The following is a 2,047-nucleotide window of genomic DNA, read 5'->3' as shown; positions in this document are numbered from 1 at the left end:
CAAACTGCCCTTCGCAGAGGCGTGGCACCCGTACGTCCGGCGCGGCCGGTACACGAACCTCCTGTGGCTCATCTTCATGATGTTCCCTGTCGAGGACCTTCTGCGGCCGGAGCGCACGGCCGCCCAGCGTCTCGTCGGAGGCGCGGCGCTGGCCGTGTTCATCGCCGCCTATGCGATGTCGCTGCCGCTCATCTGGCCGACATGGCGGGACCGCTGGCGGGTTCTCGGTGTGGCCGTCATGCTCGGCCTCGCCGTGCCGCTCGTGCTTGCGTTCGGATCCTCGTGGGACGGCCTCTTCATCTACGCGTCCGTCATCGCCGGCTTCATCCGCCCGCTCCGGCACGGGGCGATGGCCGTGGCGGTCTCGACGGTCCTCGCCTGCGTCACGTACGTCCTGGGCCGGCAGTCGTGGACCATGGTCCTCTCCGCGGGCGTGCAGGTCGGCATGCTGGGCATGGCCATGGTCGGCCTCGGCCAGCTCTTCGACGTCATGCTGGCGCTGCAGCGGGCGCAGAAGGACGTGGCGCGCCTGGCCGCGGCGGAGGAGCGGCTGCGCATCGCGCGCGACCTGCACGACCTTCTCGGCCACTCGCTCTCGGTCATCATCCTGAAGGCGCAGCTCGCGCAGCGACTGCTCCCCGGCCAGCCGGAGCGGGCCGCGGCGGAGGTGGCCGACATCGAACGCGCCGCCCGCGACGCCCTCCGGGAGACGCGGCAGGCGGTGAGCGGCTACCGTCAACCCGACCTGGACGCGGAGCTCGCGCGGGCCAAGGCGGTGCTGCGGGACGCCGGGATCGCGTGCACGGTCCACGGCGAGGCCGGACCCCTGGCGCCGGAGGTCGCGTCTGCCCTGGTCTTCGCCCTGCGGGAGGCCACGACGAACGTGCTCCGCCACAGCGGGGCGTCGCGCTGCTGGATCCGCCTGGAGCGGCAGGGCGGCGGCGTGCGGCTGGTCGTCGAGGATGACGGGAAGGGACCGGGGCCGCTGGATGTGGTCGATCTGGCCGAAACGGACGCCACCGCGCTCGGGAACGGCCTCGCCGGCATCACGGAGCGCGTGCAGGCGCGCGGCGGGCGGGTCGCGTTCGCGCGCTCGCCCGGCTCGGGCTTCCGCGTGGAGGCCTGGCTGCCGGAGGACGGCGATGGCGCGCTGGCCGGAGAGGCGGTCGGGCGGTGATCCGCGTGCTGCTCGCCGAGGACCAGGCGCTGGTGCGCGGCGCGTTGAAGGCTCTCCTTGAGATGGAGGGGGACATCGTCGTCGTCGGCGAGGCGTCGAGGGCGGAGGACGTCGTGCCGCTCGCCCGGGAGGCTCGGCCGGACGTGGCCCTCCTCGACATCGAACTGCCGGACGGCAGCGGCCTCGGAGCGGCGGCGGCGCTGCGCGAGGCGCTCCCGGAGTGCCGCGTGGTGATGCTGACGACCTTCGGGCGGCCGGGCTACGTGCAACGCGCCCTGGCGGCGGGCGCGCACGGCTTCCTCCTGAAGGACGCCCCGGCGTCGGAACTCGCCGTCGCGATCCGCCGTGTCCTCGAGGGCCAGCGCGTGGTCGCGCCCGACCTGGCGCTCATGGCGCTGCAGGAGGGCCCCTGCCCCCTGACCCAGCGGGAAAGCGAGGTGCTGGCCGCGGCCGTCGACGGCGTCACGAGCGCGGAGATCGCCGCGCGGCTGCACCTTTCGGAAGGAACCGTCCGCAACCACCTGTCCTCGGCGATGCAAAAGCTCGGCGCCCGCACCCGCGCGGAGGCGGTGCGCATCGCGAAGGAGCGCGGGTGGCTGTAGCCGAAGGGCGATCACGGATTCGTGACGTAAGGAGCATGGTCGTCGTGGACTTCTCGCAGCAGGAACGCAACCTCGTTCATCTCGACGAAGCGGCCGTCCGCCATCTCCTGCCTCCTGAAGAGGCCGTGCGCGCGGTGCGTGACGCGTACGTGGCGCTCGACCGCGGCACGGTCGAGGCGCCGCTGCGCGCCGCGCTCCCGGCGCGGGACGGGCTCGCCACGACCCTCGTCATGCCCTCGCGCGGGCGGGCCGGCGCGGCGGGCTCCCG

At 73.8% G+C, this 2,047-nt stretch carries 3 protein-coding genes; all 3 read left to right on the top strand.

Annotated features, from left to right (window positions below):
• Window positions 1-1,177: sensor histidine kinase (locus IRZ18_09935; protein MBX5477425.1), on the top strand; the 1,177-nt coding region annotated here is incomplete at its 5' end.
• Entirely contained in the window at window positions 1,174-1,779 is a 606-nt protein-coding gene (locus IRZ18_09930; protein ID MBX5477424.1) for a response regulator transcription factor, read from the top strand. The genes IRZ18_09935 and IRZ18_09930, both read left to right, overlap by 4 nt.
• 44 nt (window positions 1,780-1,823) lie before the next feature.
• Window positions 1,824-2,047: hypothetical protein (locus tag IRZ18_09925; GenBank protein MBX5477423.1), on the top strand; the 224-nt coding region annotated here is incomplete at its 3' end.

This window comes from Clostridia bacterium, from assembly GCA_019683875.1.
Classification (GTDB): Bacteria; Bacillota; Sulfobacillia; order RBS10-35; family Bu92; genus Bu92.
This window is presented reverse-complemented; position numbering and strand designations above follow the sequence as displayed.